At 60.5% G+C, this 26,505-nt stretch carries 25 protein-coding genes; 13 read left to right on the forward strand and 12 right to left on the reverse strand.

The features are described from left to right. Positions 1-42 precede the first annotated feature (42 nt). The 3 genes from choV to AC2GXZ_RS03915 all read right to left on the reverse strand — a co-directional run bounded on the left by choV (position 43) and on the right by AC2GXZ_RS03915 (position 3,023). Positions 43-1,128, reverse strand: coding sequence for a choline ABC transporter ATP-binding protein (gene choV / locus AC2GXZ_RS03905; RefSeq protein ID WP_483757795.1), 1,086 nt, complete (start codon positions 1,126-1,128; stop codon positions 43-45). After that, a complete protein-coding gene (gene choW / locus AC2GXZ_RS03910; protein WP_483757796.1) occupies positions 1,125-1,997 on the reverse strand; it encodes a choline ABC transporter permease subunit in 873 nt (290 codons plus the stop codon). Before choW ends, choV begins: the two co-directional genes overlap by 4 nt. A 78-nt stretch (positions 1,998-2,075) precedes the next feature. Continuing rightward, the gene (locus AC2GXZ_RS03915; protein ID WP_483758260.1) at positions 2,076-3,023 is read right to left on the reverse strand and encodes a choline ABC transporter substrate-binding protein; all 948 of its coding nucleotides are present in this window, start codon (positions 3,021-3,023) and stop codon (positions 2,076-2,078) included. A gap of 230 nt (positions 3,024-3,253) precedes the next feature. Between AC2GXZ_RS03915 and AC2GXZ_RS03920 the strand changes: the two genes are divergently transcribed. Next, positions 3,254-3,967, forward strand: coding sequence for a L,D-transpeptidase (locus AC2GXZ_RS03920; RefSeq protein WP_483757797.1), 714 nt, complete (start codon positions 3,254-3,256; stop codon positions 3,965-3,967). Between the two features lie 150 nt (positions 3,968-4,117). Continuing rightward, the gene (locus AC2GXZ_RS03925) at positions 4,118-4,459 is read left to right on the forward strand and encodes a YciI family protein (RefSeq protein ID WP_483757798.1); all 342 of its coding nucleotides are present in this window, start codon (positions 4,118-4,120) and stop codon (positions 4,457-4,459) included. Between the two features lie 31 nt (positions 4,460-4,490). On the opposite strand, the gene AC2GXZ_RS03930 is transcribed toward AC2GXZ_RS03925, so the two are convergent. Then, positions 4,491-5,318: an oxidoreductase gene (locus tag AC2GXZ_RS03930; protein WP_483757799.1), complete on the reverse strand. Its 828-nt coding sequence runs from the start codon at positions 5,316-5,318 to the stop codon at positions 4,491-4,493. 74 nt (positions 5,319-5,392) lie between these two features. Here AC2GXZ_RS03930 and AC2GXZ_RS03935 point away from each other — a divergent pair, with 74 nt between their 5' ends. Then, entirely contained in the window at positions 5,393-6,322 is a 930-nt protein-coding gene (locus AC2GXZ_RS03935) for an AraC family transcriptional regulator (RefSeq protein WP_483757800.1), read from the forward strand. Positions 6,323-6,383: 61 nt separating this feature from the next. Here AC2GXZ_RS03935 and AC2GXZ_RS03940 read toward each other — a convergent pair whose 3' ends face one another. The 3 genes from AC2GXZ_RS03940 to AC2GXZ_RS03950 all read right to left on the reverse strand — a co-directional run bounded on the left by AC2GXZ_RS03940 (position 6,384) and on the right by AC2GXZ_RS03950 (position 8,884). After that, positions 6,384-7,415 carry a trans-3-hydroxy-L-proline dehydratase gene (locus AC2GXZ_RS03940; RefSeq protein ID WP_483757801.1) on the reverse strand — a complete coding sequence of 344 codons (1,032 nt, stop codon included), beginning with the start codon at positions 7,413-7,415 and terminating at the stop codon, positions 6,384-6,386. A gap of 100 nt (positions 7,416-7,515) precedes the next feature. Continuing rightward, the gene (locus tag AC2GXZ_RS03945) at positions 7,516-8,220 is read right to left on the reverse strand and encodes an SDR family oxidoreductase (RefSeq protein ID WP_483757802.1); all 705 of its coding nucleotides are present in this window, start codon (positions 8,218-8,220) and stop codon (positions 7,516-7,518) included. 148 nt (positions 8,221-8,368) lie between these two features. Then, positions 8,369-8,884 (reverse strand): NUDIX hydrolase, encoded by a 516-nt coding sequence (locus AC2GXZ_RS03950; RefSeq protein ID WP_483757803.1) that lies wholly within the window; start codon positions 8,882-8,884, stop codon positions 8,369-8,371. Between the two features lie 115 nt (positions 8,885-8,999). Between AC2GXZ_RS03950 and AC2GXZ_RS03955 the strand changes: the two genes are divergently transcribed. The 6 genes from AC2GXZ_RS03955 (at position 9,000) to AC2GXZ_RS03980 (ending at position 14,173) form a co-directional block, all read left to right on the forward strand. Next, complete coding sequence (locus AC2GXZ_RS03955; protein ID WP_483757804.1) at positions 9,000-9,644, forward strand: DUF47 domain-containing protein; 645 nt, start codon at positions 9,000-9,002, stop codon at positions 9,642-9,644. After that, the gene (locus AC2GXZ_RS03960) at positions 9,644-10,648 is read left to right on the forward strand and encodes an anion permease (RefSeq protein WP_483757805.1); all 1,005 of its coding nucleotides are present in this window, start codon (positions 9,644-9,646) and stop codon (positions 10,646-10,648) included. Before AC2GXZ_RS03955 ends, AC2GXZ_RS03960 begins: the two co-directional genes overlap by 1 nt. Positions 10,649-10,750: 102 nt before the next feature. Further along, positions 10,751-11,332: a thymidine kinase gene (locus AC2GXZ_RS03965; protein WP_483757806.1), complete on the forward strand. Its 582-nt coding sequence runs from the start codon at positions 10,751-10,753 to the stop codon at positions 11,330-11,332. Positions 11,333-11,464: 132 nt separating this feature from the next. Continuing rightward, positions 11,465-11,914: a pseudoazurin gene (locus AC2GXZ_RS03970; RefSeq protein ID WP_483757807.1), complete on the forward strand. Its 450-nt coding sequence runs from the start codon at positions 11,465-11,467 to the stop codon at positions 11,912-11,914. A 148-nt stretch (positions 11,915-12,062) separates the two neighbouring features. Continuing rightward, positions 12,063-12,887 carry a hypothetical protein gene (locus AC2GXZ_RS03975; RefSeq protein ID WP_483757808.1) on the forward strand — a complete coding sequence of 275 codons (825 nt, stop codon included), beginning with the start codon at positions 12,063-12,065 and terminating at the stop codon, positions 12,885-12,887. A gap of 128 nt (positions 12,888-13,015) precedes the next feature. After that, on the forward strand, positions 13,016-14,173 hold the full coding sequence (locus AC2GXZ_RS03980) for a DUF2333 family protein (protein WP_483757809.1): 1,158 nt from the start codon (positions 13,016-13,018) through the stop codon (positions 14,171-14,173). A 60-nt stretch (positions 14,174-14,233) separates the two neighbouring features. Here AC2GXZ_RS03980 and AC2GXZ_RS03985 read toward each other — a convergent pair whose 3' ends face one another. The 4 genes from AC2GXZ_RS03985 to AC2GXZ_RS04000 form a co-directional block, all read right to left on the reverse strand. After that, positions 14,234-14,704, reverse strand: coding sequence for a PAS domain-containing protein (locus tag AC2GXZ_RS03985; protein WP_483757810.1), 471 nt, complete (start codon positions 14,702-14,704; stop codon positions 14,234-14,236). Positions 14,705-14,738: 34 nt separating this feature from the next. Continuing rightward, positions 14,739-15,392, reverse strand: coding sequence for a helix-turn-helix transcriptional regulator (locus AC2GXZ_RS03990; RefSeq protein WP_483757811.1), 654 nt, complete (start codon positions 15,390-15,392; stop codon positions 14,739-14,741). Positions 15,393-15,783: 391 nt separating this feature from the next. Next, a complete protein-coding gene (locus AC2GXZ_RS03995; protein ID WP_483757812.1) occupies positions 15,784-17,121 on the reverse strand; it encodes a GGDEF domain-containing response regulator in 1,338 nt (445 codons plus the stop codon). A 157-nt stretch (positions 17,122-17,278) separates the two neighbouring features. Next, the gene (locus tag AC2GXZ_RS04000; protein ID WP_483757813.1) at positions 17,279-17,812 is read right to left on the reverse strand and encodes a TIGR00645 family protein; all 534 of its coding nucleotides are present in this window, start codon (positions 17,810-17,812) and stop codon (positions 17,279-17,281) included. A 290-nt stretch (positions 17,813-18,102) separates the two neighbouring features. Between AC2GXZ_RS04000 and AC2GXZ_RS04005 the strand changes: the two genes are divergently transcribed. From AC2GXZ_RS04005 to AC2GXZ_RS04015, 3 genes are all read left to right on the forward strand, one after another. Beyond that, positions 18,103-20,301, forward strand: a complete 2,199-nt coding sequence (locus AC2GXZ_RS04005) for a TonB-dependent hemoglobin/transferrin/lactoferrin family receptor (RefSeq protein ID WP_483757814.1) — start codon at positions 18,103-18,105, stop codon at positions 20,299-20,301. Positions 20,302-20,481: 180 nt separating this feature from the next. Further along, complete coding sequence (locus tag AC2GXZ_RS04010) at positions 20,482-22,161, forward strand: formate--tetrahydrofolate ligase (protein ID WP_483757815.1); 1,680 nt, start codon at positions 20,482-20,484, stop codon at positions 22,159-22,161. 146 nt (positions 22,162-22,307) lie between these two features. Continuing rightward, positions 22,308-22,619, forward strand: coding sequence for a hypothetical protein (locus AC2GXZ_RS04015; RefSeq protein WP_483757816.1), 312 nt, complete (start codon positions 22,308-22,310; stop codon positions 22,617-22,619). Positions 22,620-22,632: 13 nt separating this feature from the next. On the opposite strand, the gene AC2GXZ_RS04020 is transcribed toward AC2GXZ_RS04015, so the two are convergent. Beyond that, positions 22,633-23,952 (reverse strand): extensin-like domain-containing protein, encoded by a 1,320-nt coding sequence (locus AC2GXZ_RS04020; RefSeq protein ID WP_483757817.1) that lies wholly within the window; start codon positions 23,950-23,952, stop codon positions 22,633-22,635. 356 nt (positions 23,953-24,308) lie between these two features. On the opposite strand from AC2GXZ_RS04020, the gene AC2GXZ_RS04025 reads away from it, so the two are divergent. Continuing rightward, positions 24,309-26,498, forward strand: a complete 2,190-nt coding sequence (locus AC2GXZ_RS04025; RefSeq protein ID WP_483757818.1) for an anthranilate synthase — start codon at positions 24,309-24,311, stop codon at positions 26,496-26,498. Positions 26,499-26,505 lie beyond the last annotated feature (7 nt).

Raw genomic sequence — 26,505 nt, forward strand, 5'->3', positions numbered from 1 at the left:
GCGTCAAGTTTGCGCACCGTTACCCAGGTGTTGCGATTTATATCAGAAGTTGTCCTTGCGCCGATGGCGGGTGAGGCCGGCCACCACGTCGTCGGCCGTGATCGACCCGACGACCGCGCCGTTATCGACGATGGCAATGGTGCCTCGCTGGCGTGCAAGGCCGTCGAGAATATCGACCAGCGGCGTGTCCGGGGATGCCGAGCCCGAGACGGGAATGCCGCCTGAAGAAGGCGAAAGGCCTCTGGTCATGATGTCGTTTGCGGTCAACATACTGATCGGGTTCATGTGCTGGACGAAATCGGCGACATAGGCGTCGGCGGGATCGCGAACGATTTCCTGGGGCGTGCCGCATTGGATGATCCGGCCTCCCTCCATGATGGCAATCCGGTTGCCGATGCGGAAGGCTTCGTCGAGATCGTGGCTGACAAAAAGGATGGTCTTTTTCAGTCGCCGCTGGAATTCGAGCAACTCGTCCTGCAGCCTGTTGCGAATCAGCGGATCGAGCGCCGAGAACGGTTCGTCCATCAACAGGATGGGCGCGCCTGTGGCGAAGGCTCGTGCGAGACCCACGCGTTGCTGCATGCCGCCCGACAGCTCGCCGACGCGACGATCCGCCCACTGGCTGAGATTGACGAGTTCCAACTGTTCGCCGATCCGGCGCTTGCGTTCCGCTTCGGCAATGCCGGCCAACTCCAGCCCGAAGCCGACATTTTCGGACACCGTGCGCCAGGGCAGGAGGCCGAACTGCTGGAAGACCATCGAGACGCTGTGCATGCGCAGGTCGCGCAGCGTCTTTGCGCTTGCCTTGTAGGGATCGACCGGTCCGTCCGGCGTCGAAACGCTGACGGCGCCGCGCACGACCGGTGCCAGACCGTTGACGGCGCGCAGCAGGGTCGATTTGCCGGAACCCGAAAGCCCCATCAAGACGAGGATCTCGCCTTCGCGGATCGACAGCGAAGCGTTGGAGACGCCGACGACGATACCCGTTTCGCTACTGATCTCGTCGCGGCTGCGGCCTTCGTCCAGCATCGGCAGCGCGCGCGCGGCATTGTTGCCGAAAACGATATCGACATTGCTGAACGTCACGCAGTCTCTGGCGGCCGGGTCCGTCATGCCTGATCCGTTCATAGGCCGTCTCCATTTCCGCTCTTGAACAGGCGATCGAGGATGATGGCCAGGATGACGATACAGAGCCCGGCCTCGAAGCCGCGGGCGATGTTGACGGTGTTGAGGGCGCGCACGACCGGAACGCCAAGCCCGTTTGCGCCGACAAGCGCGGAGATGACGACCATCGAAAGCGACAGCATGATGGTCTGGGTCAATCCCGCCATGATCTGCGGCTTGGCGTAGGGGAGTTCCACCTTGCGCAAGACCTGTGACGGTGTGGCGCCAAAGGCGATCGCCGCTTCCGTCAGCGCCGGCGGTGTCGAGATAATGCCAAGCCTGGTGAGGCGGATCGGGGCGGGAATGGCGAAGATGACGGTGGCAATCAAGCCGGGCACCATGCCGAGACCGAAGAGGATCAGGGCCGGGATGAGGTAAACGAAGGTCGGAATGGTCTGCATCAGGTCGAGAACGGGGCGCATGCCCTCGTAGATCCACTGGCGACGGGCTGCCGCTATGCCGAGCGGTATGCCGGCCGCCATCGAGACGACGGTTGCGGCCAGCACCAGGGCGAGCGTCTCCGTCGTTTCCTTCCAGTAGCCCTGATTATAGATCAGGAGCAGCCCGAGACAGGTGAACAGCGCCACGCCGATAGACCGGCGAAGCACATAGGCGAGTACGGTGAAGATGGCGATCAGCAGCAGCGGAGGGGGAAACTGCAGCACGACCAGCATCGCATCGATAATGGTGGAAAGCACATGCGACAGCCAGTCGAAGAACCAGCTGGCATTGCCCGTCAGCCAGTCGACGGCATCCTTTGCCCAGGGGCCAAGGCGAAGTTTTCCGCTTGAGTCGGCGAGCCAGTTCGGGGCCCAGTTTGAAAGCCAGTTCACGTCCGATATCACCTCAAAAGATGCAGGCAGAACGAAGGAGCCGGATCACATTTGTCGTGGCCGGCCCCGGGCGTGGTCTCAGAGGCCGAGTTCGGACTTGACCGCTGCGAGGCCAGGCTTGCCATCCTTTGTGGTGACGCCTGCAAGCCAGGGCTCGATCGCCGCACCATTGGCCTTCAGCCAGGTGGTGGCGGCGACTTCCGGCTCCTCGCTGTCATTGAGAATGCCGCCCATGATCTGGTTTTCCATCGGCAGCGAGAACTTCAGGTTCTTGATGAAGGTGCCGACATTGGTGCATTCCTCGGTGTAGCCGGCGCGGATGTTGGTATAGACCTCGGCGCCGCCGAAATTCGGGCCGAAGACATCATCACCGCCAGTCAGATAGGTCAGCTTGAAGTTGGCGTTCATCGGATGCGGTTCCCAGCCGAGGAAAACCACCGGCTCGCCGGCCTTGTCGGCGCGGGCGACCTGGGCGAGCATACCCTGTTCGGACGATTCCACCACTTCCAGCTTCTTCAGGCCGAACGTATCCTTGTCGATCATATCGAGGATCAGGCGGTTGCCGTCATTGCCGGGCTCGATTCCGTAGATCTTGCCGCCGAGTGCATCGGCGTGCGCGGCGATATCCTTGAAGTCCTTGATGCCGAGCTCGGCGCCCTTGGCATTGGTGGCCAGCGTGTATTTGGCACCAACGAGGTTGGGGCCGAAGGATTCGACCGACTTCTCGGTGAGGTAGGGACGAACGTCACCTTCCTGGGTCGGCATCCAGTTGCCGAGGAAGATGTCGATATCCTTGTTCTTGAGCGATGAATAGGTGACCGGTACGGAAAGAACCTTGATATCTGTCTGGTAGCCCAGCGCCTTCAACAGGACGGAGGCCGTGGCCGTCGTCGCGGTGATGTCGGTCCAGCCGACGTCGGAGAAGCGGACGGTGCCGCAGGCCGCCGGTTCGGCGGCGGTGGCATTGGCCGCGAGGCCTGCAATTGCAGCGGAAAATGTAAGACTGAATGCCAGCGATTTATGGATGCGCATGATTTGCTCCCGTTTTTTTATGTTCCCGGCCATTATCAATATCTGTCAACGGCAAGCAAGCATGTGCGTTTACGCCGCAGACACGGGGGCATTTGCGACATCGGCGCGTCCGTGATGAAAAAACATCACTTCGACGTATAGAGAATAGATGCCTCTGTTGTGACTTGATCTGTGTCAGGGCCAAGCGGATAGAGGCTCATTGTCATCTCTATCTGGATCCGTTCATGTCTTCTGCATATCTTCTGTCGCGGCGCAGCTTCGTGCTCGGCTCCGTCTCCATGACGGCAGCGCTTACCGGCTGCAGCACCACAAGCCAGCCGAGCGTCGTTCCCGTCGCGGCGCAGCGTCCGATCGGACCGCCGGATGAGGCCGAACTGCAGGCGCGATATGCCGCGGTGGCGGATGGCGGGCATTTGCTGCCGGCGATCCCCTACCAGAAGATCGATCCGAAATATTACCGCCAGCGGGTGATCGATCCGACCGGGGAAAAGCCGGGTACCGTGGTCGTCGCGACCCCGGACAGGTTCCTCTACGTCGTCGAGCCCGGCGGCACGGCAATGCGCTACGGGGTCAGCATCGGTCGTGACGGTTTTGCCTGGGAAGGCGAGGGCGTGATCCAATGGCGCCAGCCCTGGCCGCACTGGAAGGTGCCGCCGGAAATGGTCGCCCGCCAGCCGAAGCTGGCGAAATATTCGGTGGAAGCCGGCGGCATGGATCCGGGTATCAAGAACCCGCTCGGCGCCCGCGCGCTCTATATCTTCAAGGACGGCCAGGACACGCTCTATCGCCTGCATGGTTCGCCCGAATGGGAATCGATCGGCACGGCTGCGTCCTCCGGCTGCGTGCGCTTCGTCAATCAGGATATTCTCGACCTCTATACCCGCGTTCCCTACCATGCCCGCATCGTCGTGCATCAGGGCGGACTGAAGACGGCCTGACCGACTTCAAGCTTTCCGGCGTATCGTGCCGGCGGCGCCGATCTGTCGGCACTATCTCTGGAGCAGCGTGTCGGATTTCGGTCCGGCCGCTCGTCCTGCGGGCGAATGGAGGGCAAGATTGCCATACCGTCACACCCGGAGGAAAACGCCATGTCCCGTTATCTCATCGCCGTTCATCACCCTGACGATTACGATGCTTTGGCCGTTGAGGACGCGGCGATGCATCGCGACATCGACCTGCTGAACGAAGAAATGATGACGGCCGGCATCCGGCTCTTCGTTGGCGGGCTGAACCCGGCGCGTGAGGCAAAGTCACTCACGGCAAGACCCGACGGCCGGGTCGATGTGACCGACGGGCCTTGCCTGAAAACGAGTGAGCATATGGGCGGCTTCTGGGTGCTGGAGGCCGCCGACATGGCTGAGGCGCTGGAATGGGGCCGCAAGGCCGCGATTGCCTGCCGGGCGCCAATCGAGGTGAGGGCATTTCACTGACCGGCATGCGCGGGTTGCCGACGGGCGGGTTTCAGCCGTCCGTCGAGACGGTGACGGCCTTCCATGCGTCGATCTCCTGCTGCAGGTGGTCGATGCGTTCGGAGACGAATTTCAGCGCGTCGCTGCCGAGCAGCAGCTGCGGCGGCGGTGTTTCCGACTGGATCAGGTTGAGAACGGCCTGCGCCAGCTTTGCCGGATCACCGAGCTGCCTGCCGCTCTTTTCCTGCCGGGCGTTGCGGATCGGGTCGAACAGCGGGTCGTAGTCGGCAATGGATCTTTCGGTGCGAACCATCGAGCGGCCGGCCCAGTCGGTGCGGAAGGAGCCCGGGCAGAGCGCCGTGACATGGACGCCGAAGGGCGCCATTTCGGCGCGCATGACCTCCGAAATGCCCTGCAGGGCAAATTTGCTGCCGCAGTAATAGGCGATGCCCGGCATGGTGATCATGCCGCCCATGGAGGTGACGTTGATGATGAAGCCGCGCCGCCGCTCTCTGAATTTCGGCAGGAAGGCCTTGGCGACCGCCACGGCACCGAAGACGTTGACGTCGAACTGGCGGCGCATTTCCTCGATCGGCGATTCCTCCAGCACGCCTTCATGGCCGTAACCGGCATTGTTGATGAGGACGTCGACCGGCCCGTGATCCTTTTCGACCGCATCGATGACCATGTTTATCCGGTCGAATTCGGTGACGTCGCAAAGCACTGTCCTGACGTCGGGCAGGCGCCCGGCGAGGTTTGCCCGCGATGCTTCGGAACGGACGGTGCCGATGACGGTATGGCCCTCTTCACTGGCTGCTGTGGCGATGGCAAGACCAAAACCCGAATTGGCGCCGGTGATGAAAAATGTCTTTCTGGTCATGGAGTGTCTCTTTCCTGATTGCTGACGGACTTGGCAGATAGTATGAATGGGTACCTCATTCGATGGCGTTTTCTATGAATGACTTGCCTGATCCTATAAAGGCGACTGTGGGTGGCTCCGTCAGGCCGATGCTGGTCGAGCGCGCCGGCGCGCTGGCGCCCGGTCTCGGCTACACGATCACTGCGCTTGACGGTGTGCGGCTGCTCAGAAGCCAGTCGGTGCTGCAGGACGTGCCGGTTCTCTACCGGCCGGGCGCCGCATTCGTCCTGCAGGGCACCAAGCGTGGCCTGCTCGACGACCGGGTCTATCTGTATGACGAAGACCATTATCTGGCTGTGTCGCTGCCTGTGCCGTTTCGGATGGAGTCGACTGCCAGTGCGGAGCGACCGCTGCTTGCGATCTATGTCGAATTCGACATGGTACTTGCGGCCGAGATTGCCGCACAGGTGATGACGAAGGCTGATATCGGCGGCGCAAAACCTCAAAGCCTCGTGTCGAGCAGGATGGATGCCGGTATCGAGGATGTGCTGCTGCGGCTGCTCAAGGCGCTGGCCGATCCCGTCGAATGCGCGGTTCTCGGCCGCAGCATCCTGCGGGAACTGCATTATCGGGTTCTGGTCGGCCCGCAGGGCGGGGCGATGATCGCGGCATTGCAGCAGAACGGCGGTGCAGGGCGGATCATCCAGAGCCTCGCCTTTCTACGGGAAAACTACACGACCGGCATTTCGGTCACCGATCTCGCGCGGGATGCCGGCATGAGCGTGCCATCCTATCACGCTCATTTTCGGGAGCTGACCGGAAACAGCCCGGTGCAATATATCAAGGCGATGCGGCTGCATGAGGCGCGGCTGCGGATCGCGCGCAAGGCCACGATCGCTGAGGTCGCCATGTCCGTCGGTTATGCCAGCCCGGCCCATTTCGCCAGGGATTTCAAACGCCATTTCGGCCGCACCGCCTCGGACGAAATCGCATGGGTCCGCGAGCATCTCGGCGAGGCCGGGTGAAACGGACGGCCTTGCCGACCCGGCTTCGGCGTCCTTTCTCCAGCAGGATGACGCAGGGCGTCTATTTGAGCATCGGCCAGGTGTCGGAAAGCCTGTAACCGCCGGGGAAGGGATCCGACGGATCGAGCATCAGCTGTGACGTGCCGCTGATCCATGCCCGGCCGGTGATCGAGGGGATGATGGCCTTTTCTCCCGCGATCGTGGTCTCCTCGACGATCCGGCCGACGAAGCGCGTGTCGATGATGGAAATACCGGTCAGGCTGTCGCCCTTTTTCAGTTCACCACGGGCGTTGAGGAGCGCCATGCGGGCCGAAACGGCGGTGCCGGTCGGTGAGCGGTCGATCTTGCCGGGCTGGATGGCGACGACGGATCTGGCCAGAAGTTCGCCGTTTTCGCGATAGGGCTTTCCTGCAAAGAGACAGAAGGAAATATGGTTCCATCCCTCCTGTTCCGGGTGGGAAAAACCGAGTTGGCGGTTGGCTTCATTGGTGATCCTGATGCCGGTTTCGGCAATCAGGCGAGCGTTTTCGGGAATGAGATCAATGCCGATCTCGACCGGATCGACGACAACAAAACTGTCACCGCCATAGGCCGTGTCGACGGTGATGGTGCCGAGGCCTGGAACGTCGAGGGATGCGCCGAGCTTCTGGGCGAAACTCTTGACGTTGGTGACGGTGATCCACTCGGCCTTGCCGTTGCGGCACTCGGCCTCGACTTCAACCAGACCCGCCGGGGCTTCGAGGACCATTTTCGTCACCGGCTCGGTCATCGGAATGATGCCGCTGTCGAGCAGGACGGTTGCAACGCAGATCGAGTTCGAGCCCGACATGGGAGGCGTGTCCTCCGGCTCCATGATGATCCAGCCCATCTGGGCTTTCGGATTTTTCGGCGGCACGAGCAAGTTGACGTGGCGGAAGACCCCGCCGCGTGGTTCGTTGAGGACGAAATTCCTCAAGCTTTGGTCCTTGGCGATGAAACGTGACTGTTCCCAGATTGTTTCGCCCGGTGGTGGAGCGACCCCGCCGACGATGACATCCCCGACTTCGCCTTCCGCATGGCAGGTGACGATGTGAATGATCTTGGATGAACGCATCAGTGTTTCTCCGGAATATCGGGGTCGAATGTCGATCAGCGCATCGCGGCTGGGCGGGCGGCGCCCCGCGCAGGCGGAGAGGCGCCATTTTCCGGCAAGATCAGAGCGAGCGGGTGAGGCCGCCGTCGACCTTGAGGTTCTGGCCGGTGATATAACCGGCTCCCTCTGAGACGAGGAAGGCGATCGTTGCGGCGATTTCAGCGCTCGTTCCGTACCGTTGCATCGGCACCGCGTCGCGGCGTTCCTCGGTTGCCGGCAGGCTGTCGATCCAGCCGGGCAGGACGTTGTTGATGCGGATATTGTCGGCCGCGTATGTGTCTGCGTAGATCTTGGTGTAGGCGGCGAGCCCGGCGCGGAACACTGCAGAGGTCGGGAACATGGCAGCCGGCTCGAAGGCCCAGGCGGTCGAGATGTTGACGATCGCGCCTGACTTTTGCGCCTGCATGATCGGGGTGACAAGGCGCACGGCGCGGATGACGTTCATCAGATAGACGTCGAGGCCGGTATGCCATTGCTCGTCGGAGATCTCGGTGATTTGCGCACGCGGACCGTGGCCGGCGCTGTTGACCAGCGCGTCGATGCGACCCCATTTTTCCATCGTCGTTCCGACCAGCCGCGTCAGGTCGTCGTTCGACTGGTTGGAGCCGGTCACGCCGATACCACCGAGTTCTGCTGCCAGTGCCTCGCCCTTGCCCGAGGACGACAGGATCGCGACCTTGAAACCATCGGCCGCCAGCCGGCGTGCCGCCTCAGCACCCATGCCGCTGCCGCCCGCCGTGATGATCGCCACTTTTTCCGTTGTCATGTTGGGCTTCCTCCGTGCTGTGTTTGTCCGATCGATTTCGTGCATCCTGCATAACACCGGCTCGCGAGGGGCTGCAAAGCCGTTTTGTGGAAATCGTTCCGGCGCAAACCCGAGTGAGGGAGCGAACCGCGGACAGGATAAGGCAGGGCTATTTCTTCTTCGGCTTGAAATCGATGATCATCGATTTGAGCTCGACCTCGCGTACACGGTGCGCCGCTTCGCCCGGCGTCACCCAGGCCAGTTGGCGCTGGCCGCGTTCCTTGAATTTCTGATCGATCTCCGTCACCTCGACGGGGAATACCTCGACCGTGCAGGGCGCAACGTCGCCATTGTCCAGCCATTTGAGATAGGTGTAGCGGCCGACCGGCTTCTTTTTCGCCTTGCCGCGCACGCCGGCTTCCTGCCAGGCTTCTATCTCGGCTGCCTGATGCGGCTTTTTCTTCTTCATCGGCCAACCCTTTGGGATCACCCAGCGGCCGCTGTCGCGCGAAGTGATGACCAGCACTTCGATGCCGTTGCCATCGGCGGCGGGCCGATAACACAGGGCTGCATATTGCAGGCGGAATTCGCCGGAAAACAGCTTTTCCGGCATCTGCGCAAGTTGCTGCAGCAGGGTTTTCGGCTTGTCCCTCGATTGCCGGATGTCTTTCTTGACAGGTTTCATGCCGGTTTAAATGTCGATTTTCACAGTTGATTCCAGCGGGGCGATAGCATTTATGACAGTTTTGTGACAGTCCCGGCCCGGTTCCGGTTGCGGGACGACAACAAGGATCAGGGCCATGATGAGCGTTTTCCGGAAATTGATGCCGCGTGAAGACAAGTTTTTCGACATGTTTTCCGAGCACGCCCGGACAGTCGTGGAGGCGGCCGAGGCGCTCGGCCATCTTTTGAACGGCGAAGACGTCGACAAGAATTGTGAGCGGATCGTAACGCTCGAGGATCGAGCCGACAATATCACCCGCGAGGTTCTTCTTGCCGTTCGCCGGTCTTTCATCACGCCGTTCGATCGCGGTGACATCAAGGATCTGATCCAGTCGATGGATGATGCGATCGACATGATGCACAAGACCGTCAAGACCATCCGTCTGTTCGAACAGACGGAGTTCGATCCGTTGATGCGACAGATGGGCGAGGAGGTCGTCAAGGCGGCACATCTTGTCGCCGAGGCCGTGCCGTTGCTCGACAAGCTCGGTGCCAATGCGCAGCGCCTGAGCGCGATTGCCGAGGAAGTCACCCGCGTCGAGGGCCGTTCGGACGACCTGCACGACCAGGGACTGAAGGACCTTTTCCTGCGCCACGGCGCTTCGGGCAATGCGATGGCCTATATGATCGGCAGCCAGATCTACGGCGAGCTGGAGAAGGTCGTCGACCGCTTCGAGGACGTTGCCAACGAGATCAGCGGCATCGTGATCGAGAACGTCTGATGGATGCGTCGCTCGCCTTTCCTCTGCTTGCCGGGTTGATCGGCATTGCCTTGTTCTTCGATTTCCTCAACGGATTGCATGACGCGGCCAATTCGATCGCGACGATCGTCTCAACCCGCGTGCTGAAGCCGCAATATGCGGTGGCATGGGCGGCATTCTTCAACTTCATCGCCTTCATGTTCTTCGGCCTGCATGTGGCCGAGACGCTCGGCACCGGCATTATCGATCCGAGCATCGTTTCGCCGCAGCTCATCTTCGCCGCGCTGATCGGCGCGATCGTCTGGAACATCGTCACCTGGATTTTCGGCATTCCCTCCAGTTCCTCGCATGCGCTGGTCGGTGGTCTGGTCGGGGCGGGATTGGCAAAAGTCGGATTCGATTCAATCGTCTGGGCCGGTCTGTTAAAGACGGTTGGGGCAATCTTCATGTCGCCGGCGATCGGCTTCTTTCTGGCTCTGGTGCTGGTGCTGATCGTGTCCTGGGCTTTCGTGCGGCAGACGCCGTTTGCTGTCGACCGGACCTTCCGCGTTCTTCAATTCGTCTCTGCCTCGCTCTATTCGCTGGGCCATGGCGGTAATGACGCGCAAAAGACGATGGGCATCATTGCCATATTGCTGTTCAGCCAGGGCCATCTCGGTTCGGATTTCTATGTGCCCTTCTGGGTGGTGATTTCCTGCCAGTCCGCAATGGCGCTCGGAACCTTGTTCGGCGGCTGGCGGATCGTCCACACGATGGGATCGAAGATCACCCGGCTCAACCCGATGCAGGGGTTCTGTGCCGAGACCGGTGGAGCGTTGACGCTGTTCGGCGCCACATGGCTCGGCATTCCGGTTTCGACGACGCACACGATCACCGGAGCCATTGTCGGCGTTGGTGCTGCGCGTCGTGTCTCGGCCGTCCGCTGGGGGCTTGCCGGCAATATCGTCATCGCCTGGATCGTCACCATGCCGGCGGCGGCGCTGATTTCCTGGCTCACCTACAGCATCGCTTCGCTGTTCGGCTGACCGGGAGGTTGCCAGGCGGGCGGGCGCGGGCATCCGCAAAATTCTGTGGTTATCTGCGCCTGCATCTTCCGCTCGTCGCCGCGGAGTAAGACAACGCCTGCCATGGCCAAGCTCTATTTCCACTACGCGACGATGAATGCCGGCAAGTCGACCATGTTGCTTCAGGCGTCCTATAACTACCGCGAGCGCGGCATGCGCACGGCGATCTTCATCGCTGCGCTCGACGATCGCGCCGGCATGGGGCGCGTCTCGTCTCGGATAGGTCTTTCATCGGATGCCATTCCGTTCAATCCGGGTGACGATCTGCTTGCGACGATCACCCAGATGCATGCAGAAGAGCCGCTCGCCTGCGTTTTCGTCGACGAGGCCCAGTTCCTGTCGGCTGAACAGGTCTGGCAGCTTGCGAATGTCTGCGACCACATCGGCATTCCCGTCATGGCCTACGGCCTGAGAACTGATTTTCAGGGCAAGCTGTTTCCCGGATCGCATGAATTGCTGGCGATCGCCGATGAGTTGCGCGAAGTAAGGACGATCTGCCATTGCGGCCGCAAGGCGACGATGGTCGTGCGGGTCGATGAGGCAGGCGAGGTGATCCGCGAGGGCGCGCAGGTCGAAGTCGGCGGCAACGAACGTTATGTGTCGCTCTGCCGGCGCCACTGGGAAGGTCAGATGCGTTGCGACTGACGCAGCTGTGATGGCTATCCCCTAAAAAATCGGGGTAAGTTCGTTCTATTGACCAATGTCAAAGCTTTATAGTCCTGCAGCGCTAAAACGCAGTCATCGCGACTGAAACGCGAACCTTTGCAGGAGAATTCGATGAGCAGAACGATACTCAAGACCGTCATTGTGGCAGCCGGAGCGGCTTTGTTTGCACTGCCGGCGCTTTCCGCCGAGATCGAGATCAAGATGCTCAACAAGGGCGCCGACGGTCAGGCCATGGTGTTTGAGCCGGCCGCGGTCAAGGCTGCGCCGGGTGATACGATCAAGTTCATCGCCGCCGACAAGGGGCATGATGCCGCCTCCATCGCCGGCCTTGTTCCCGACGGCGTTGCCGACATCAAGGGCAAGATGAGCCAGGACCTTGTGGTCACGGTAGACAAGCCGGGCGCCTATGTCTTCAAGTGCACGCCGCATTTCGGCATGGGCATGGTGGCCCTGGTCATTGTCGGTGACACGCCGGCCAATGTCGATGCGGTCAAGGCCGCCAAGATGCCGAAAAAGGCCAAGGATCGCCTGGACGCGGAAATTGCCCAGCTTGGCCTCTGATTTTCATAAAATCCAATACGACACCCTTTTCATTACCTAAGCATTTCCTTTTTTATCACCTAGTTATTCTTATCGGGCCGCTGTCGCTAAATCGCGCAGCGGCCCTATTTCCTTGCGAAGTGCCCGCCGTTGGGCACGGAGGCAGGGCATGGGCGTTTCCGGATCTTTCGAAGAACTGGCCAGCAGGTTCGATGCCGAACTGAAAGCCCTGGCAGCTGCGGGCGAGGACATCGTCACGGTGCTTGCAGGGATGACTGCGGCGCAGCCGACGGGTGCCCCCGTCGATCTCGCTCTGCTGGGACAGGCGCGCAAAGCGCTGCTGGCTCGACAGCGTGCGGTTCATGACGGGCTGGCACAAGCGGTGGCTGCGATTTCAACGGCTGTCGATGAGGAGAGGGCGCTTTTCGAACGCCGCGAAGTGCCGCTGAAAAGCGACATGATCCTCGGGTTTCTGTCGAAACGGACGATGCGCCAAAGGATGGAGCGGCGGGCAGCCAGATCGGGTGGCGTCGAGCGGCTGCGGACATCGCTCGGCCGTGCCGACCGGCTTGCCGGACGGATCGATGCCCAGCGGCGGAGCGTCATGGGCCAACGCGGGACAGCCGAAAAATTGCTCGACGGTGTTCCGGGCAGGCCGGACGCGGCTGAGCGGACCGTTGCTGGCGGGCGTGATGTGCCGCCGGCGGTCATAACCCTCGTCGCCTCGGTGGTCGACGCGCTGAACCTTGGGGGGCGCGATCTGACATTGCTGCTGCAAAAGCTGATTTTCGATGTCGAGCGGCTTCTCGACCTTTATTCCGTGCTGCTTTCCTTCCGGCGCGACCGGGAGGCACATGTGCTCACAGCCGAAACCTATCCGTATTTTTGCAAGGCTGTCGGCCGGCTGGCGAAGGATATCCTGCCCGGCGGGCGGCTGGCGGGCAGCCGCGGAAAGATAGACTTTGCCTTTGCCGAGCGTTTTGCCCCGACGTGAACACCCGCGGCGGTGGCATTGCGACATTTTTCCGGCCATGATCCTTCGGCTTTGCGTCCGCCGGCTGTTGTACTCGTGCAGTCGACGCCATATCTCAACGCGGACGAATACGCATTCAGGAGGACTTGATGCTTCACCAGATCACCGGATTTCTTCGAGGCATGGCAGCGGCCATTGGGCGCGGGCTGCGGGTCTTGATCGCCTGGCTGGTCTGGCCGCTGATGGCCGCGAATGGCTGGTATCGCGGGCGGCGTTTGTGGGTGAAGGGGCCGATTGCCGTCTTCTTCATCCTGCTTGCCGCATTCTACGGTTATTTCATCTGGCAGACGCAGGTCTGGCGGGGTTTCGATCCCAATTTCGTCGACAGCTATCGCTGGAACGAGCGCAATATTCCGGCCGGACAGGAACTGCCGGCACCCGGCCTGCAGGCGCAGGCCGCAGCGGAAAGCCGCCCGGCTGCTGCTGCGCCGAAACAGTGCCAGACATCGGCGATCGCCGATGCTGCGGCAGATCTCACCGACATGAACGTCAACCAGAATGCCTGGATTTCCTCCATGCTTCTCTACAGGCTCGGGTTCTTCGGGGTTGACTGGGATCATACGCCGTTCCTTGACAACAAGGCATCGTTCCAGCGCGGCGTGAACCAGGCGGTTCGCCGGACGGCGGTCGAACTGGTCGATACACTGGCGCGGGTGAGGGGCACGTCAGGCGTCAACACCAATCTGCAGGATGCCCGCAGCAATTTGCAGTTCGACGAATATTCCTGGTATTTCGGCCTGAGCCCGTTCGGGCCGAAGACGCCGACGCCGAGCTATTATCGAACTGCGATCAAGAATTTGAGGAATTTCAACGTCGAACTCAGCACCTGTGCCGCCTTGTTCGACAGCCGTTCCGACAATCTCGTGCAGTTCCTCGACCGGGTGGCGAACGATCTCGGCAGCACTTCGGCGATCCTGCGTGAGCGGTCGGAGAACTATAATGGCGGCTGGTTCGACACCCGTGCGGACGACCGCTTCTGGTTCGCATACGGGCAGCTTTACGGCTATTACGCGATCCTTTCCGGCGCCGGTGCCGACTTCTCGCAGGTCATTCGCGAGCGCAATCTGGCGACATTGTGGGCCGATACGTTGAAGCAGATGCAGGCGGCCTTGCGCATCCAGCCGGCGATCATTTCCAACGGTGCCGAAGACGGATGGATCATGCCGACGCATCTGGCAGTGATGGGCTTTTATACGCTGCGGGTGCGCTCCAACATCGTCGAGATACGCTCGGTTCTCGACCGGTAGGGCAATCTCCGGACACGACACCGCTTGGCGCCCTTGCCGGTTTTCTCCCGGCGAGGGCGGTCAGCCCTTGAGCATTTCCGCGTCGGGGATGAAGCCGATGGTCGAGCTGAGCTGCGGAAAAAGCTCGTAGGTCATGCCGATGACATCGCCCTGTCCGGTGTCGTCGGCCCTGAACTTGCCGACGCTGCGGACGAACTTGAAGCTCGACGGGCCGGTGATGACCCGGTAGAGATTATGGTAGGTCAGGCGTGCGGCGCTGGCACGCTCAAACGTTTCCATGATGACAGCGAGATCGTCCGGGTGGATGGCTGCACTCAACCGAACGAGGTCAAGGGGACCATCGACCGTTTCCATGCCGAAGATCTGACAGAATTCCGGAGTTCCAAACAGATGGCCGGTATCGACATTAAAGCGCCAGAAGCCACAAAGGCGGAAGGATCCCACCAGTTCGAGTACCTCGCGGTCACTTAAGCCGACAAGTAGGTGCTGCGCCTCGTAGGGCTTATGCGAATGCTCAATCCAGGATGCCAATTGCAGATCGTCTCCCGTCGCTGGGCTTGATGTTTCAGGCGATCAGCCTGAGCCTCAGGGCTTTCGCCACCAACTGGGTCCGGTTTACGCAGTCGAGCTTCTTTATGGCGTTGGTCATGTAGGCGTTGACGGTATGGTCGGACAGAGTGAGGATCTGACCGATCTCTGCGGACGTCTTGCCCTGCGCCGTCCAGCGCACAACCTCAAGCTCGCGGGTCGTCAGAGGTGACGGCGCAGCCTTGCGTTCGTTGCGCCTGATCTTTTCGAACATGTCGAAGGCGTGCAAGGTGATCATGCCGATTTCGTTAAGCTCGACCTGCGTCAGGCGCGGCCGGGCGCCGTCGAAGCGCATCATGAAGCGCTCGCCTTCCAGCGAATGGAGCGTCATGGCCACGCTGGTAATCAGCCCGAAACGGCGCTGAAGTTCCTCGATGGCAGGGTCGAGGTCAAACGGTCGAAACTGGACGGGATCACCAATCGACCAGCAGTATGGAAGCTTCGAATTGACGATGATGTCTGCGAGCGGGCATTTGGACAGAAGGCGCTTGCGGTCGAATTCAGCGAAATAGCCATCATTGATGCTGCTTTCTATCACCATCCGCGCCAGAAACCGCTCGTCCGGATTGTTCAGCGAAAGCAGTGTCACATGCTGCAGGCTGAATTCGTATGTAACCCGTCGCAAGGCCAAGAATAGGCCTTCCTGCGAATGGGCCGCAGATATCTCGCTGCTCAGCACTGATTGCCGTTCGTGAGTTATCATCAGAATTTCGGTTTCGAGGAAGCTATGTTATTGTTAATAAATATACTACCTGCGTTGAATAGCCAGCAGAAATTAACCTGTAGGCGCCGTTGCGACAATGTTTCTGACATAATGTCATCTTATCTATTTGATTTCAGTAACTTATGGGCAAATGCCAACGCCGGGAAAATATGCCCGCAACGGGCATTTGATCGCCGAGCGTCCCGCATGCGAGGCTCCGGGCGGAAATGAAGGCGGAATCACCCTGCCGCAGGCCATGGCGGTGCGCCGGCGGGCTGCGTTGCTGAACGTGATTGCGAATGCGGTTTTTCCGGTGGCTTCAGCCGCCGATTGCTGCGGCGCCGGCGGTCATCGCCTCGGGGATGGTCAGCGTCGAATAGACCCGGTTACGGCCATTCGCCTTGGCCAGGTATAGCAACTGGTCGGCAGCATTCAGGTGATTGTCGAATGTGTCATCGGTTTCGAATTCGACCAGGCCGATGGATATCGTCACCGACATGATCCGGTCGCTGGCCGACATTTGCGTCTCCTCGATCGCCTTGCGCAATTGCTCGCAGAAGGAATGCGCCTGGAAGGCGTCGAGCCGGTGCAGATAGATGGCGAACTCCTCGCCGCCGAGGCGGGCCGGCATGTGCCCGGCGGGTGCGCACATCGTCGACATGACATCGGAAATCAGGCGCAGAACGGTATCGCCTGCATCATGGCCATAGGTGTCGTTGACGGCTTTGAAGTGATCGATATCGAGCAGTGCTACCGCGCCGTTGAGACCAGCCCTTTCGCGCTGACGCATGCTGGAGAAGAAGTGACGTCTGTTGGCGAGGCCGGTCAGGTAGTCGAGTTCGGCGAGACGTCGCAGGTCTTTCAGCTGTTTCAGTGTCTCGATGCTGTTGTCGATGCGGCACTTGAGTTCTTCGGCGACGAAAGGCCGGTAGATGAAGTCCGATGCGCCGGCTTTCAGAAAGCTCGCCGAAAGCAGGCGGTCGGAAGAGGAGGAGATGCCGATGATGCGCATCTGCTCCGAGTTGCGGGTCTGGCGGATGCGGCGGGTCAGTTCGTAACCGTCCATGTCGGCCATGTGGTGGTCGGTGATGACGAGCTCGATGGTTTCGTCGGCGGCGAGGATTTCCAGCGCCTCGCGGCCCGAGCGGGCTTCCAGCACACGAAAATTCTGGCGCTTGAGGATGCCGACAAGTTCTGCCCGGGCGGTGCGGGCGTCGTCTACGACGAGGATCTTGTGTGCACCGTTGGTCAGGATGCGGCTGACGGTCTGGACCACCATGTCGACGGTCTGGGCGCCGTGCTTGACGATATAGTCGACGATCTTCTTTGCCGTACAGCGCGCCCGGGTTTCGGCGTCGAAGGTTGCGGTGAAGACGATGGTGGGGATGCCGGCTTCCGACAGGAGGTCGAGGATCTCGCCATCAGGGGCATCGGGAAGGTTCAGGCCGGTGAGCGCGAGCATGAAGCTACCCTCGGCGATCAGTATACGCGCCTGCGACAGCGAGCCGCATCGGACGATGGTGGCGCCGGTCTCTTCCTCCAGACGGTTGGTGAGCAGCACCGAAAGCGCGACGGAATCCTCGATGATGAGCATCCTGTCGCCGCTTTTCAGTCTCATCCCGTCGGTGGAAAGCAGATTTTCCCGGCCTACCGTCATGTCATTCTCCAGTGCATGTCTGTCACTGGATAAGCCAGATCGATTACGAATCGATTATCTGCCGGCTTGCAACGAAACGTTCTGGGGACGTGGTGCAGTCTTGCGCCGAGGCGCCGGCCGGCAGGTGAATACTGTCAGCTGCCGGCATCTACCTGAGTTACAGGTGTGCCTCATGTTTGGCTTCGTGTTTGTCCGCCTTGGTGGCGGCCATGATGCGCTCCAGCCAGCCGAGCATGACGGCCGAGATGACGAAGGCGAGGTGGATGATCGTGAACCACATCAATTTCGAATCTGTGTACTGGGCCGCATTGAGAAAGATCTGCAGCAGGTGGATCGACGAAATGGCGACGATCGAGGAGGCGACCTTGATTTTCAGGCTGCCGGCATCGAGCTTGCCGAGAAACGAGACGTCGGCTTCCGTCTCGTCGAAGCGGCTGACGAAGTTTTCGTAGCCGGAGATCATCACCATGACGATGAGGCTGGCGACCAGTGCTGCATCGATCAGTCCGAGCATGGCAAGGATCATCTCGTCTTCGCCAAGCGTGAATACATTCTGCGCGACCTTCCAGAACTTTGCAGCAAAGGAGAGCGCGTAGACGGCAAGTGCGGCGACGAGGCCCAGATAAAAGGCAACAAGAATCCAGCGGCTCGAGAGGATGATCTTCTCGATCAGCAGTTCCAGCGATTTCATTTTAGATGTTCTCCAGCTTTAACAGGGCGGGATCACATAGCGGGCCGAGCACAAGTCCGGCAAGACCGAAAGCGGCAGAGCTTGTTGCATTTTAATCACTTGCGGGCGCTCACAGAAACATGATTGATCGAGTCATGTTTTAATAATTGACAATTTGAGTCATGTTTTTTAATGGCATGAGTAAGGCAATAAAACGCCTCCCGCCACATTGTCGTCACATTTGAGAACGGGCCGCCGCTGACCGTCGTGATTGCTCACGCCGATCGTCGACGCGTGCCGAAAGGACAGCCATGGTTACCCGCCATTCACGATCGATCCTCCTGACATGCACTGCGCTGGCTCTTCTGGGGCTCGCCACCGAAGCCTCGGCGCAGCAGGCCGCAACCCAGCCGGCGGAGGATAGTTCAGCGCTTCAGCCGATCGTTTTGAAGGGGAAGTCGTCGCGGGCGCCAGCAGGCAGCGTTGCCGATACGCCGCTTGCGACCGAAACGACGCAGGAGACAATCCTCAAGCGCGATATCCGCGACCTCGATGATCTCGGCAATACGGTCGAGCCGGGTGTGAGCTGGGTCGACCACTCCAACAGCGTCAATATCCGTGGCTTGGAAGAAGACCGCGTTCTGACGACCATCGACGGTATCCCGGTACCCTATCTGTCTGAAGGCATCTGGGGTGCCACGGGCGGGACGAACACCTATGACTTCAACTCGCTTTCGACGATCGACATCCTGCGGGGCGGCGATTCCAGCCGTGCAGGTTCCGGAGCGCTTGGTGGCGCGGTGATCCTGCGCACCCTGGAGCCGGAGGACCTGATCGGCGAGGGCAAGGATTGGGGTGCTATCGTCAAGGGCACTTACGACGGCAAAGATCGATCTTTCGGCGGATCGGCCTCTTTTGCCAAGAAAATCCAGAATACCTCGGTGTTGTTCCAGGGCAGCTACACGCGCGGCAACGAGACCAAGACCGGCGGCGATGTGGGTGGCTTCGGATCGACCCGCACAGAAGCCGACCCTGAGGACTACAACACCCGCAACCTCCTTTTCAAATTGCGGCAGGAACTCGAAGGCGGCCATACTATCGGCGTAACCGCCGAACACTACGAGACGAACTCCGACACGAATACCATGTCGACGGCCAGCGCCGCGTATGAGCGCGGCAGCTTTAAAACAACGGAAGACAGACAGCGTGATCGCGTATCGCTAGATTACAAATACGATGCGATTGCTGCCGACTCGTTGATCGACAATATCGCAGCGACCGTTTACTGGCAGCGCGTTGAGCGTCTCTACGCAACCATGGCCAACCGCCTCACCACCCCGGTCGGCGCGTATGGCCGTTCGACAGACAACAAAGAAAACGATTACGGTTTCTCGGGCTACGCCAATTCCTCATTCGATACGGGAACCTTGCATCACAGGCTGACCTTCGGCGGCGACTTCCAGTTTGCCAAGACTGAACAGTATACGACAGGCGTCGATAGCTGCGCTGCAAATGCCGGTAATCCAGTCTACGATGCCATTTGCTCGAACTATCACGTCAATCAGTCCAACTCTCCCGACGTCAACGGCTACAGGGGCGGTCTGTTCATTGAAGACAGGATCGGTTTTGCTGACACCGGATTCTCGCTGACGCCAGGCCTGCGTTTCGATTGGTACAAGTTCGATCCGAAGGGGTCTGCCGGCTACGAAGCCGCCGATGGTTTTAGCGGGGTTCCCGACGGGCAGAGCGACTGGGCTATTTCGCCTAAGCTGCGCGCTGCATGGCAAATCAATCCCGAGGTCGAGCTGTTTGCGCAGTTCTCCAGCGCCTTCAAGGCTCCAAACGTCAACCAGCTGTACCTGACCTATGTCAGCACTTACTACGAATCGATCGGCAATCCCGACCTTGATCCGGAAAAGAGCTACGGGTTCGAAATCGGTGCCAACCTCGGAGACGAAGATCTTGGTGGACGCATCACCGCCTTTACAACGAAATACAAGGACTTCATCGACACCACGAGCACGCCTACCGCCGAGTTTCCCTATGGCGTAACGCAGTTCTATAATCGTGCGAATGTCCGGATTTCGGGTATCGAAGCGCGGGGCCAGAAGCGCTTTGCCAACGGCATCAACATGCACGCGTCGATCGCCTACGCCTATGGTGAAGACACGGATACCGGCGACATCATCACCTCCGTTGCACCGGTAAAGGGTATCGTCGGCATCGGTTACGATCAAAACACATGGGGTACCAACCTGGACTGGATCGCGTCGGCTGCCGTCGACTCCGATTCCGATGCGTCGACCAAGCCGGCGGGATATGGCATCGTCAACCTGACGGGGTATTGGGAGCCTGAGCAGGTAAAGGGGCTTCGTGTCCAGGCTGGTGTCTACAACGTCTTCGACAAGACGTATTACGATGCGCTCGAGGTCAAGAATATCAGTAACGCAAGTGACCTGCAGTCGGAAGCCGGACGTTACTTCAAGGTTTCTCTGACGCAGCGTTTCTAAGTCGAACCAAAGGGGGCGGGGGCTCCGGTGGGGCGGTGCGAGGGATCGTGCCGCCCTTTTCTTTTGGCCTTTTTCTTTGGATCGCCGGTCGAGGCTTAAGGCTTGGGTATTCACAGGTGCGCGCGCCTTCGCTAAGCATGGCCCACAAGACGCTGATATAGACCGCCAACTGGAAAACATATGACCATAGTCAAGTCGGATATCGAGATCGCCCGAGCGGCAAGGAAACAGCCGATCGCAAAGATCGGCGAGAAGCTCGGAATTTCGTCCGACGATCTCATTCCCTATGGCCATGACAAGGCGAAGGTCGGGGCGGATTTCATTGCCTCGCTTGCGGATAAAAAGGACGGCAAGCTGATCCTCGTCACCGCCATCAACCCGACGCCGGCCGGCGAAGGTAAAACCACGACGACGGTGGGTCTCGGCGACGGGCTGAACCGGATCGGCAAAAAGGCCGTCATCTGCGTGCGTGAGCCGTCGCTCGGCCCCTGTTTCGGCGTCAAGGGCGGGGCGGCCGGCGGCGGTTATGCGCAGGTCGTGCCGATGGAGGATATCAATCTCCATTTCACCGGCGATTTCCATGCGATCACCTCGGCGCATAATCTCCTGTCGGCGATGATCGACAACCATGTCTATTGGGGCAACGCGCTCGATATCGATATCCGCCGGGTCTCCTGGCGGCGGGTGATGGACATGAACGACCGGGCGCTGCGCGAGATCGTGCTGTCGCTTGGTGGTGCGAAAAACGGGTTTCCGCGCGAAGGTGGCTTCGACATAACCGTTGCATCGGAAGTCATGGCGATCCTGTGCCTGGCCGAAAACCTGGCCGACCTGGAGCAGCGCCTCGGGCAGATCGTCATCGGTTACCGCTTCGACCGTTCGCCGGTCTATGCGCGTGACCTCAAGGCCGACAAGGCGATGGCAGTTCTGTTGAAGGATGCGATGCAGCCGAACCTGGTGCAGACGCTGGAAAACAACCCTGCCTTCGTGCATGGCGGGCCGTTCGCCAATATCGCCCATGGCTGCAATTCGGTGATCGCCACCAAGGCGGCGCTGAAGCTTGGCGATTATGTCGTGACCGAAGCCGGTTTCGGTGCCGATCTGGGGGCGGAAAAATTCTTCGACATCAAGTGCCGGCAGGCGGGCTTGAAGCCGGATGCGGCAGTCATCGTTGCGACCATCCGGGCGCTGAAGATGAATGGCGGGGTGAAGAAAGAAGATCTGTCGACTGAGAATGTCGAGGCTTTGACGCGCGGCTGCGCCAATCTTGGCCGCCATGTCGCCAATGTGCGCAAGTTCGGTGTGCCGGTCGTCGTTGCGATCAACCATTTCATCTCCGATACGGATGCCGAGATCGCCGCGATCAAGGACTATGTCGACCGGCTCGGTGCAGAAGCGATCGTCTGCCGCCACTGGGGGCAGGGATCGGCCGGTATCGAGGAGCTGGCCTATAAGGTGGTCGAGCTCGCAGACAGCGGTCAGGCGAATTTCCAGCCGCTTTATCCGGACGAGACGCCGCTGATGGAAAAAATCCAGACGGTTGCGTCGAAGATCTACCATGCCGGCGAAGTGACGGCGGACAAGGCCGTGCGCGATCAGCTGAAAGCATGGGAAGAGCAGGGCTACGGCAATCTTCCCGTCTGCATCGCCAAGACGCAATATTCGTTCTCGACCGATCCGGCTCTGCGCGGTGCGCCGGAAGGCCATGTGGTGCATGTGCGCGAAGTGCGTCTTTCCGCCGGTGCCGGTTTCATCGTGGCGATTACCGGCGAGATCATGACCATGCCGGGCCTGCCGCGCTCACCTTCGGCCGAGCGCATTTTCCTCAATGACGAGGGGCAGATCGAGGGGCTTTTCTGACAATAGTGAATGGCCGACCCGCGGCTTTGACAGTTTATGGCAAGCTGCGGGAAAGCATTATTGTCGCCGGAGCTTGAATTCCGGCGCAATGCCGCGCAGGATCATTCCACAAACTCGATATGCGTCGAGACATTTCGGAGACTTTCATGGCGAATTCATTGCGAATGCTTTCACTTCCGGCTGCGGCGGCACTCGCCTCGCTGTTTATCGGCCCTGTTGCAGCCGGTGCCGCGGATATGGCCGGTGGCTATTATCCGTCGACCGAGAAGTCTTCACGCCAGCATGTTGCAAGCGCCGGTTATGCCAATGAGGAATGCGAGCTTCTGGCCGTGACACAGACCGGACAGTCGCGCACCGTGCGCATCTGCCATCCGGTTCTCGACGTCAAGCCCACGCCGACCAAGGGCTCGTCCAGTGGCGACGCGGGCAATGGCTCGTCCTTCACGGTGACGCAGTAATCTCCGGCCATTCCTACCGGCAGTAACGATAACCGCCCTTGCGTTCGAGAACGTCGAGATGCAGATGCGTCTCGTGGGCGGCATCGCTGCCCGGCGACAGGACGGTGGTGAAATGCAGGCAGGCGCCGGCCGTGGCGGTGCGCTGGAAGGCTCCTTCCATGGTGGAATCCTCGGTCCGCGGCTTCATTTCTATTTTCTCGCCATTATCCAGCTTGAAGGCCGCCACGTCATAGGCATTGCCGCGGGCATGTTCGGAAATCTTTCCGGTCGCTGCACTGTTTCTCAGCCGGCATTGATAGGTTGAACCGGGCACAAGGCCGACGATCCTGCGTCCCGGCATGGCGATCGTCATGGCCGGCTGTACGGTATCTTTCAGCCAGTGCGCCATGGTCAGCGCCGTCTTGCATCGCATCGTCGCGCCACCGAGGGCGATGCCCGGCAGGACTTCCGCAACGTCGATCGGATGTTCGATGCCGCAGCCGTTCCCGTCATCGATCGGGTCGGTCGCCTCGAATTTTGCACCGATGGAGGCAAGATCTGCCAGGCAGGCTTTCAGCTCTTCCGGGTCTTCCTTGACCAAGGGCGGTGGGGGCGGGGAGGTATCCGCCTTGTCCTCGTCGGGCTTCTGGTCCTCCGCTTTTCCGCCGGTCGCCTGGTCGGCATCCGGTTTGCCGTTATCCGGTGCCGGTTTCTGTTCGGCCGTCGCGCCCTCCTTGGCAGAATTGGCATCCGGCGAGGCGGCTTCAGTCTTGTCCGGCATGGAACCCGTTGCGGATTTTGCCGGCTTGTCGCCATTGCTGCCGGGGTCTGCCGGTGCCTCCGGTTTCGGTTCGGCTTTCGGCACTTCCGCCTGCCGTGCCGGCTCGGTGGCCGTGGCGGGCTGCTCAATCACCGGTGGCGGCTTTGCGGCTTCGACCGGGGGCTCTGGCTGCGGCGTCGGCACCTTGTCGGCTGCGGCGATCCCGGTGGCGGTCGATGGTTGCGCTGCCTTCACCTCTTCCCCTTGCGCGGCAGGCGTCGCGACTGCGGCCTGCTGAGCCGGCTTCGGCAGCGGCACGGGTATGCTCGACAGTGCCGGCGGTTGAGGCGCTGCCTGACGTGTCTTCGACATACGGGTCCGGCCCTGATTGGATGAACCGCGTTGCCGCACACCCGCATCGCGCAGAAACCGGTCGATGACATTGACCTTGACTACGGGGGCGCGGGCAGGGGTTTGTACAGTCTCGATGACTGCCGGCCGTTGCAAAGGCAGGGGGGCTGTGGAGGCAAGCGACGTGCCCGTAAACAGCGCGATCAGGGCCAGGGGCAACGATCTCGACAGTGATTTCGACATGGCTTCCACTCCTTGGCCGTCCGTCTTCAGGCTGTAATGCGGTATGGCAACGCGCATGGGCGGGATTTGGTCGCATCGGCGGTCACTTTTTTGCTCCAAGAAATTCGCTTGCACGCGGGCGGGAGCCACGCTAACAATTCGCGCCATGAACAACTCGATGAACATCGGTAACTGGTGGTGGGCACGCTAACGCGGCCTTGACCAGTCATGTCCATCGACAAGACGAGACAAAGCCGCCCGGGAACCGAGGCGGCTTTTTTGTTGGCTGCCGACGACCAGGGCAAAAACCAAAGGGTGCAGTTTTCCAGACACTGCACCGGGCCGAAACGGCCAGATCGAAGAGGCAGGGCATTCATATGGCGACGATCATTCACGACGACGGTTCGGAGACCTACGAGACGAGAGGGGGGATCACCGTCAGCCGCAAGCGTCGGCCTGCCGATTATGCGACGGCGATCTCCTCCTATGTCGACATGCTGGACGAACGGCGGGGCGCGGTGTTTTCCTCCAACTACGAATATCCGGGCCGTTATACACGCTGGGATACGGCGATCGTCGATCCGCCGCTCGGGATCACCTGCAACGGCCGCAATGTCTGGATCGAAGCCTATAACGGGCGGGGCGAAGTGCTGCTCGATTTCGTCGCCGATCGGCTTTCGACGGTGGATGACCTGACGCTCGGCGCGCGCACCGCCCGCCGTCTCGATCTCTCGGTCAACCAGCCGAGCCGTGTCTTCACCGAGGAAGAGCGGTCGAAGATGCCGACCGTGTTCACGGTCCTGCGTGCCATTGTCGACCTCTTCTATTCGGACGCGGATTCGGCCATCGGCCTGTTCGGCGCGTTCGGTTATGATCTGGCCTTCCAGTTCGACGCGATCAAGCTGTCGATGCAGCGGCCGGAAGATCAGCGCGACATGGTGCTGTTCCTGCCCGACGAGATCCTGGTCGTCGATCACCATGCCGCCAAGGCCTGGATCGACCGATACGATTTCGAAAAAGCCGGCCTGACGACGGAAGGCAAGTCCGACGACATCGCTGCCGATCCGTTCGAGCGTACGACCGTGACGCCGCCGAAGGGTGACCACAAACATGGCGAATATGCGCAGCTGGTGACCAAGGCGAAGGAAAGCTTTCGTCGCGGCGACCTGTTCGAGGTCGTGCCCGGCCAGAAATTCATGGAACGCTGCGATTCGAAACCTTCCGAGATCTCCAATCGCCTCAAGGCGATCAACCCGTCGCCCTATTCCTTCTTCATCAATCTCGGAAACCAGGAGTATTTGATCGGCGCTTCGCCGGAAATGTTCGTGCGCGTCTCGGGCCGCCGTATCGAGACCTGCCCGATTTCCGGCACGATCAAGCGCGGCGAGGATGCGATCTCCGATAGCGAGCAGATCCTCAAGCTGTTGAACTCGAAAAAGGACGAGTCCGAGCTGACGATGTGCTCGGATGTCGACAGAAACGACAAGTCGCGCGTCTGCGAGCCGGGTTCGGTGAAGGTCATCGGCCGCCGGCAGATCGAGATGTATTCGCGCCTCATCCACACGGTCGACCATATCGAGGGCCGCCTGCGCCCCGACATGGATGCGTTCGACGCCTTCCTGTCGCACGCCTGGGCGGTCACAGTCACCGGTGCGCCGAAGCTGTGGGCAATGCGCTTCGTCGAAGCGAATGAAAAAAGCCCGCGCGCCTGGTATGGCGGCGCGATCGGCATGGTCGGTTTCAACGGCGACATGAATACCGGCCTGACGCTCAGGACGATCCGCGTCAAGGACGGCATTGCCGAGGTGCGGGCCGGCGCGACACTGCTCAATGACAGCAATCCGGAGGAGGAAGAGGCAGAGACCGAACTGAAGGCGTCGGCGATGATCTCGGCGATCCGCGATGCGCGGGCCGGCAATGCGGGCAAGGTGTCGCGTGACGTTGCCAAGGTCGGCATGGGGGTGAAGATCCTGCTCGTCGATCACGAGGACAGTTTCGTCCACACGCTGGCCAACTATTTCCGCCAGACGGGAGCGACGGTCTCGACCGTGCGTTCGCCTGTGCCGGAAGAGGTGTTCGACCGGATCGATCCCGATCTCGTCGTGCTGTCGCCCGGGCCGGGCAATCCCAAGGATTTCGACTGCAAGGCAACGATCAAGGCGGCGCGGGCGAAAAACCTGCCGATCTTCGGCGTCTGCCTCGGCCTGCAGGCGCTTGCCGAGGCTTATGGCGGGGAACTGCGGCATCTCGCCGTTCCGATGCATGGCAAGCCATCGCGCATCCGGGTGCTGGAGCCGGGCATCGTGTTTTCAGGGCTTGCCAAGGAGGTGACGGTCGGCCGTTACCACTCGATCTTTGCCGATCCGGCGACGCTCGACCCGAATTTCATCATCACGGCGGAGAGCGAGGACGGCACGATCATGGGCATCGAACATGCCAAGGAGCCGATTGCGGCGGTGCAGTTCCACCCTGAATCGATCATGACGCTTGGCGGTGATGCCGGTATGCGGATGATCGAAAATGTCGTGGCGCATCTTGCACGCAAACGCGAGACGAAGGCGGCCTGAGCCCTAC

The sequence above is a fragment of the Aliirhizobium sp. YIM B11859 genome, from assembly GCF_057163345.1.

Coding starts and splice junctions, on each gene's coding strand:
- AC2GXZ_RS03960 (WP_483757805.1), top strand. CDS start 9,644: ATGGATGCGTCGCTCGCCTTTCCTCTGCTTGCCGGGTTGATCGGCATT.
- AC2GXZ_RS03965 (WP_483757806.1), top strand. CDS start 10,751: ATGGCCAAGCTCTATTTCCACTACGCGACGATGAATGCCGGCAAGTCG.
- AC2GXZ_RS04015 (WP_483757816.1), top strand. CDS start 22,308: ATGGCGAATTCATTGCGAATGCTTTCACTTCCGGCTGCGGCGGCACTC.
- AC2GXZ_RS03920 (WP_483757797.1), top strand. CDS start 3,254: ATGTCTTCTGCATATCTTCTGTCGCGGCGCAGCTTCGTGCTCGGCTCC.
- AC2GXZ_RS03995 (WP_483757812.1), bottom strand. CDS start 17,121: ATGACGGTAGGCCGGGAAAATCTGCTTTCCACCGACGGGATGAGACTG.
- AC2GXZ_RS03925 (WP_483757798.1), top strand. CDS start 4,118: ATGTCCCGTTATCTCATCGCCGTTCATCACCCTGACGATTACGATGCT.
- AC2GXZ_RS04025 (WP_483757818.1), top strand. CDS start 24,309: ATGGCGACGATCATTCACGACGACGGTTCGGAGACCTACGAGACGAGA.
- AC2GXZ_RS03970 (WP_483757807.1), top strand. CDS start 11,465: ATGAGCAGAACGATACTCAAGACCGTCATTGTGGCAGCCGGAGCGGCT.
- AC2GXZ_RS03955 (WP_483757804.1), top strand. CDS start 9,000: ATGATGAGCGTTTTCCGGAAATTGATGCCGCGTGAAGACAAGTTTTTC.
- AC2GXZ_RS03975 (WP_483757808.1), top strand. CDS start 12,063: ATGGGCGTTTCCGGATCTTTCGAAGAACTGGCCAGCAGGTTCGATGCC.
- AC2GXZ_RS04020 (WP_483757817.1), bottom strand. CDS start 23,952: ATGTCGAAATCACTGTCGAGATCGTTGCCCCTGGCCCTGATCGCGCTG.
- AC2GXZ_RS04000 (WP_483757813.1), bottom strand. CDS start 17,812: ATGAAATCGCTGGAACTGCTGATCGAGAAGATCATCCTCTCGAGCCGC.
- AC2GXZ_RS04010 (WP_483757815.1), top strand. CDS start 20,482: ATGACCATAGTCAAGTCGGATATCGAGATCGCCCGAGCGGCAAGGAAA.
- AC2GXZ_RS03935 (WP_483757800.1), top strand. CDS start 5,393: ATGAATGACTTGCCTGATCCTATAAAGGCGACTGTGGGTGGCTCCGTC.
- AC2GXZ_RS03940 (WP_483757801.1), bottom strand. CDS start 7,415: ATGCGTTCATCCAAGATCATTCACATCGTCACCTGCCATGCGGAAGGC.
- AC2GXZ_RS03950 (WP_483757803.1), bottom strand. CDS start 8,884: ATGAAACCTGTCAAGAAAGACATCCGGCAATCGAGGGACAAGCCGAAA.
- choV (WP_483757795.1), bottom strand. CDS start 1,128: ATGAACGGATCAGGCATGACGGACCCGGCCGCCAGAGACTGCGTGACG.
- AC2GXZ_RS03980 (WP_483757809.1), top strand. CDS start 13,016: ATGCTTCACCAGATCACCGGATTTCTTCGAGGCATGGCAGCGGCCATT.
- AC2GXZ_RS03930 (WP_483757799.1), bottom strand. CDS start 5,318: ATGACCAGAAAGACATTTTTCATCACCGGCGCCAATTCGGGTTTTGGT.
- AC2GXZ_RS04005 (WP_483757814.1), top strand. CDS start 18,103: ATGGTTACCCGCCATTCACGATCGATCCTCCTGACATGCACTGCGCTG.
- AC2GXZ_RS03945 (WP_483757802.1), bottom strand. CDS start 8,220: ATGACAACGGAAAAAGTGGCGATCATCACGGCGGGCGGCAGCGGCATG.